This window comes from Halobacillus sp. AWM4_238, assembly GCF_056158265.1.
Window position 1 is genome coordinate 1 of record NZ_JBSWSY010000003.1, and the last position, 4,530, is coordinate 4,530.

A 4,530-nucleotide genomic window follows, 5' to 3' on the forward strand; every position below is an offset into this window, starting at 1 on the left:
TGATTGCTAAGGTTAACTACTTACGAAAAGCTGAGGGACTGCCAGCACCTAGAATGGCGCACCAAAACATGTACTGAAAGTGGATTGAATTGCTGCACTTGACCCTATCTCGGTGGAACCTACTTTTGCGGTATAACCACTCAGGAAGTGATATGCAGCCGCTTCTTCAGAAAGAATTGAAACGGGAGGAAGTACCCCGTTGACGTCACAGGTCAAGAAAACAACGGACTTTGGCTCACCGCCACGGTTTTTCTCAATCCTTTTTTCAATATGTTTGAGCGGATATGCAGCACGTGTATTCTGTGTGAGTGCATCATCTTTATAATCCGGGGTTCGAGAGTCGTCCAAGACGACATTTTCTAAAATCGCCCCAAAGCGGATCGCATCCCAAATTACAGGTTCATTTTTCTTTGAAAGATCAAATACATTTTGCATAACAACCGCCTTCAAAGTTAAATACACTTCCTGGAGCCCAACCATGCTCATCATCACCGATTAAGAATCGATTTGGATCGGCAGATAATGTCGTCTTACCCGTCCCAGATAGACCAAAGAATAAGGTTGTGTCACCCTGCTGACCAACATTCGCGGGAGCAGTGCATTGGCAAGACATCTTGTGCTGGAAGCAGAAAATTGAGCACGGAGAACATCGATTTTTTCATCTCACCCGCATAACGCATACCTGCAAGTAAGACTTTTCGCTGTGCAAAGTTGATGATCACAGTTCTCGTCGCTGGTCGGTCCGATCACGCTCTGGTTCACATACAAAAGAAGGAACATTCATAATCGTCCAGTGTGGTTTGGACTTTGGGTTCCATATCTCTGCTTCAATAAATAGGTTCTTTGCAAAAACATGATGCCAAGCTGTTTCTGTCGTGACTTCTATCGGTAAATAGTGCTCTGGATCTGCACCGACATTTAGCTGCGAGACAAACTGCTCGCGCTCTGCCATATATTGACTCACACGCTCCCAAAGTACATCGAATCGCTCCGAATCAAAAGGACGGTTGATATTCCCCCAATCGATAGAATCTTGCGTTGATGGCTCTTGAACAATAAACCGATCTTTTGGTGAACGACCCGTTCTTTCACCTGTTTTTGCAACGAAGGCACCATTTGCAGCCAGTATTCCTTCATTTCTTTGAATTGCGAGTTCTATGAGCTGAGCACGTTCAAGGTTCACGTGACGTTTGGCAGCCATGTTGGGTTACTCCTTAAGTATTTTCATGGTCATATTCGAAGGAAATTGAGTCGTTGCTCAATCTTTTTGTTATGCAGAGGTATTCTACTGGAATCGAGTATGATTAACAGTTAAACCACAAGTCTGATCAGAAAAAAATCGGTTTTGAAGAAATAAAAGTAAAAAGTTTCCCTAAATCGTATTGATAATGATTATCATTTAGTTTATATTTAACTTCGTCAACGACGCATAGAACGAAACTCTATTGGGCTGGCAAAACCGGAGAATTTCGTAAGAGGTTAAACTCTTCAATGCGACATTGGCGGTTGGAGTGTATTAATTTTTGGCTGTTGATACATTTCGACTCTGTCTCTAAGCTACTCAGTGAACATCAAACCCAGGCCCTTTCTCAAGGGCCTTTATCTTTTCTAGAATATTTAAGATTATTTCATTTTTCCCCAGAGACTTTTCACTTCTGCCATCGCTTGCGTGATATCAATTGATTGCTCTTGTAACCACGCATCATTGTAATAGGTATCTAGATAGCGCTCTCCACCATCACACAGTAGCGTCACAATACTACCCGACTCACCTGCCGCAACCATTTCATGGGCCAGCTTCAAAGCGGTATAGACATTTGTCCCAGTAGAGCCACCACACTTTCGATTCATGACTTTTTCTAAGTAAACGAATTGTCGCAATTGATGTTGCATCCGGTACTTTTTCCATACGATCAACAATATCTGGAATAAATGAAGGCTCTACGCGCGGGCGGCCAATCCCTTCAATTCGTGTACACTCTTGTATGGTAATCTCTGGATCACGTGTTTGATAAAAATCATAAAAAACTGAGAACTCCGGATCCGCCACACAAAGCTGCGTATCAAACTGCATATACCGAATAAACCGCCCGATGGTTGCTGATGTTCCGCCAGTTCCTGGGCTCATCACCACCCATTTTGGTACCGGATGTGTTTCCAGCTTCATTTGGTCGAATATCGACTCTGCAATATTGTTATTCCCCCGCCAGTCTGTCGCACGCTCAGCAAAGGTAAACTGGTCCATGTAATGACCATTCAATTCCTTGGCAAGCCGCTTCGCTTCACAATAGATATCCGTCCCTGTCGCAAAGTGACATTGACCGCCGTAAAACGAAATCAGATCAATTTTTTCTTTTGAAGTCGTCGGTGGGACCACAGCAATAAATGGCAAGCCAAGTAAGCGAGCAAAATACGCTTCAGATACCGCTGTTGAGCCAGATGATGATTCGATAATTGGTGTCCCTTCTTTGATCCAGCCATTACACAAAGCATGGAGGAACAACGACCGAGCTAAACGATGCTTTAAACTTCCAGTCGGGTGAATAGACTCATCTTTTAAATACAGTGTGACCTGGGGCGCGGCTGGAATATCCAACTTAACTAAGTGCGTATCTGCTGAGCGTTGAAAGTCAGCTTCAATTTTACGAATCGCTTGTTTTACCCATGCTCTCATGGCATACCTCAACATTCTTTTTAAATCTAATGACTACCATAGCAATCCTATCGTCAGCCAGGTAAGAATTGCTAAACCTTTATTAATCCTTATCCCAATGGTCGGATGTGCAAGCCAGCCACGGAGTGCTTCACCAGCAAAGAGCCAGATGATATTGCCAAACGTACCAATGACAACCCAAATCAAGATGAGCTGTAGAGACGAAGCAAAGTAATCCGCGCCTGGGAGTGTATGTGCTGATACACTTGCAATACCTGTAAGCCAGCATTTGGGATTCACATACTGAAAAGCAAACGCGGTCCAAAATCCTGGTGGTTCGGCTTCTTTCCCCTGTCCACCGGCAGGCATTTTCCATAGACGCAATCCAAGATAAATCAGGTAAAGCGTTCCCATGACCGTTAATCCAGTTTTCACTTCTGGAAAAGTTTCGATCACAACACCAAGCCCTAAACACAGCCCAACAAGAAGCCCTATTAGCCCAAATCGGATGCCAAATAGAAATGGAAGCGTCCTACGCCAACCAAAATTCATAGAGCTTGCTGTAAGCCATAAATTATTCGGTCCTGGCGTCGCCGAAGAAGTAAATGCAAATGCAGATGTTGGAAAAATTAAACTGACGATATCCATACGACCACCTTAATTGTATGCATTCAATATGATGACAATTATTACGAATTGACTATAATATAGAGATACAAATGAACTGCAATGGATTTTTTGTAACCATGACAATCTGGCATCTACCTACAGACAATGACCGTCCGAAGTACATTGCTCTTGCTGATCATATCGCGACGCTGATCCAGGAAAACAAACTCAAAGCGGGCGAAAAACTTCCCCCACAAAGACGCCTCGCGGATACGCTCGAAGTCACAACAGGCACCATTACTCGCGCCTATGCGGAAGCAGAGAAAAGAGGTATTGTTAGTTCGAGAGTTGGCAGTGGTACATACGTTTCACAAAAAGAAAAAAAGTATTCTTCTTATTGGTCAAGCTACTTTCCTGAAGAAGGTGCTGTGGATTTTAGTAACAGCTTTGCCCCGATTGGCCCACAAGAGTCTGTCCTCCATGAAGCACTTCAATCCCTATCATCTCGGCCAGACTATTTGCATAAGCTCCTTCATTACACGCCTGAAAGAGGCTACCCACATCAGCGAGAAAAGTTTTCAACCTGGTTGAAGGAAGAAAACTTGCCATCGGAACAAGAAAATTGTTTTTTTACCCAAAGTGGACAGCATGGTTTATTTACAGCATTGCAAGCAATAACAACTGCTGGAGACACAGTAATTTGTGAAGCGCTGACTTTTCCTGGGCTTAAAATGGCATGTGACTCGCTATCTCTTAAATGTGTTGGCCTTCGCTTTGATGAGCAGGGAATTTGTATTGAAGCACTGGAAGCCGCGTGCAAGCAATACCACCCAAAGTCATCTATTTGATGCCTCAATCAAATAACCCAACGACAGCACAAATTCCATTGGAGCGGCGCAAACAAATTATTGAAGTTTGCCGCCGCCATCGGATTTTTATTCTGGAAGATGATGTTCAAGTTCTGCCGAAAAAGTATAAATTGCCTGCGATGGTTTCCCTTGCACCAGAGATAACATTTCATATTTCCAGTTTTTCTAAACGGCTCAGTGGCGGTATTCGCCTTGGATTTGCAATTGTACCCAATGCATACAGAACCCAATTTCAATTAGCCCTGAGGGCAAACCAGTGGACAATTTCCAGTTTACCTGTCGAGCTATTTACTTATTGGTGTGAAAGTGGGTGTATGACAACACAGGATAAATAGGTGCTGGCAGTCCCTCAGCTTCGTAAGTAGTTAACCTTAGCAAGACGACGTATGAAGTACAGGT

The 4,530-nt window shown here is 43.6% G+C and carries 9 protein-coding genes; 2 read left to right on the forward strand and 7 right to left on the reverse strand.

The annotated features are described in order from the left end of the window. Positions 1-48: 48 nt before the first annotated feature. The 7 genes from ACXACN_RS19700 to ACXACN_RS19730 all read right to left on the reverse strand — a co-directional run bounded on the left by ACXACN_RS19700 (position 49) and on the right by ACXACN_RS19730 (position 3,301). Positions 49-435 carry a phosphoenolpyruvate carboxykinase (ATP) gene (locus ACXACN_RS19700; RefSeq protein ID WP_474966944.1) on the reverse strand — a complete coding sequence of 129 codons (387 nt, stop codon included), beginning with the start codon at positions 433-435 and terminating at the stop codon, positions 49-51. Continuing rightward, a complete protein-coding gene (locus tag ACXACN_RS19705) occupies positions 419-613 on the reverse strand; it encodes a phosphoenolpyruvate carboxykinase (ATP) (RefSeq protein ID WP_474966946.1) in 195 nt (64 codons plus the stop codon). The genes ACXACN_RS19700 and ACXACN_RS19705 overlap by 17 nt, the downstream gene beginning before the upstream one ends. Next, a complete protein-coding gene (locus ACXACN_RS19710; RefSeq protein WP_474966957.1) occupies positions 567-680 on the reverse strand; it encodes a phosphoenolpyruvate carboxykinase (ATP) in 114 nt (37 codons plus the stop codon). The genes ACXACN_RS19705 and ACXACN_RS19710 overlap by 47 nt, the downstream gene beginning before the upstream one ends. A gap of 38 nt (positions 681-718) precedes the next feature. Next, positions 719-1,201: a phosphoenolpyruvate carboxykinase (ATP) gene (locus ACXACN_RS19715; RefSeq protein ID WP_474966947.1), complete on the reverse strand. Its 483-nt coding sequence runs from the start codon at positions 1,199-1,201 to the stop codon at positions 719-721. 422 nt (positions 1,202-1,623) lie between these two features. Further along, on the reverse strand, positions 1,624-1,785 hold the full coding sequence (locus tag ACXACN_RS19720; protein ID WP_474966948.1) for a hypothetical protein: 162 nt from the start codon (positions 1,783-1,785) through the stop codon (positions 1,624-1,626). 1 nt (position 1,786) lies between these two features. Further along, positions 1,787-2,674, reverse strand: a complete 888-nt coding sequence (locus ACXACN_RS19725; protein ID WP_474966950.1) for a PLP-dependent cysteine synthase family protein — start codon at positions 2,672-2,674, stop codon at positions 1,787-1,789. Positions 2,675-2,707: 33 nt separating this feature from the next. Then, the gene (locus ACXACN_RS19730) at positions 2,708-3,301 is read right to left on the reverse strand and encodes a LysE family translocator (RefSeq protein ID WP_474966952.1); all 594 of its coding nucleotides are present in this window, start codon (positions 3,299-3,301) and stop codon (positions 2,708-2,710) included. A gap of 71 nt (positions 3,302-3,372) precedes the next feature. Between ACXACN_RS19730 and ACXACN_RS19735 the strand changes: the two genes are divergently transcribed. Then, positions 3,373-4,110 carry a GntR family transcriptional regulator gene (locus ACXACN_RS19735; RefSeq protein WP_474966953.1) on the forward strand — a complete coding sequence of 246 codons (738 nt, stop codon included), beginning with the start codon at positions 3,373-3,375 and terminating at the stop codon, positions 4,108-4,110. Beyond that, positions 4,110-4,466 carry an aminotransferase class I/II-fold pyridoxal phosphate-dependent enzyme gene (locus tag ACXACN_RS19740; protein WP_474966955.1) on the forward strand — a complete coding sequence of 119 codons (357 nt, stop codon included), beginning with the start codon at positions 4,110-4,112 and terminating at the stop codon, positions 4,464-4,466. The genes ACXACN_RS19735 and ACXACN_RS19740 overlap by 1 nt, the downstream gene beginning before the upstream one ends. Positions 4,467-4,530 lie beyond the last annotated feature (64 nt).

Excerpts from the sequence above, each read along its gene's own strand:
- ACXACN_RS19700 (WP_474966944.1), bottom strand. The coding sequence starts at position 435 with ATGCAAAATGTATTTGATCTTTCAAAGAAAAATGAACCTGTAATTTGG.
- ACXACN_RS19725 (WP_474966950.1), bottom strand. The coding sequence starts at position 2,674 with ATGAGAGCATGGGTAAAACAAGCGATTCGTAAAATTGAAGCTGACTTT.
- ACXACN_RS19715 (WP_474966947.1), bottom strand. The coding sequence starts at position 1,201 with ATGGCTGCCAAACGTCACGTGAACCTTGAACGTGCTCAGCTCATAGAA.
- ACXACN_RS19735 (WP_474966953.1), top strand. The coding sequence starts at position 3,373 with ATGAACTGCAATGGATTTTTTGTAACCATGACAATCTGGCATCTACCT.
- ACXACN_RS19720 (WP_474966948.1), bottom strand. The coding sequence starts at position 1,785 with ATGGTTGCGGCAGGTGAGTCGGGTAGTATTGTGACGCTACTGTGTGAT.
- ACXACN_RS19740 (WP_474966955.1), top strand. The coding sequence starts at position 4,110 with ATGCCTCAATCAAATAACCCAACGACAGCACAAATTCCATTGGAGCGG.
- ACXACN_RS19710 (WP_474966957.1), bottom strand. The coding sequence starts at position 680 with ATGCGTTATGCGGGTGAGATGAAAAAATCGATGTTCTCCGTGCTCAAT.
- ACXACN_RS19705 (WP_474966946.1), bottom strand. The coding sequence starts at position 613 with ATGTCTTGCCAATGCACTGCTCCCGCGAATGTTGGTCAGCAGGGTGAC.
- ACXACN_RS19730 (WP_474966952.1), bottom strand. The coding sequence starts at position 3,301 with ATGGATATCGTCAGTTTAATTTTTCCAACATCTGCATTTGCATTTACT.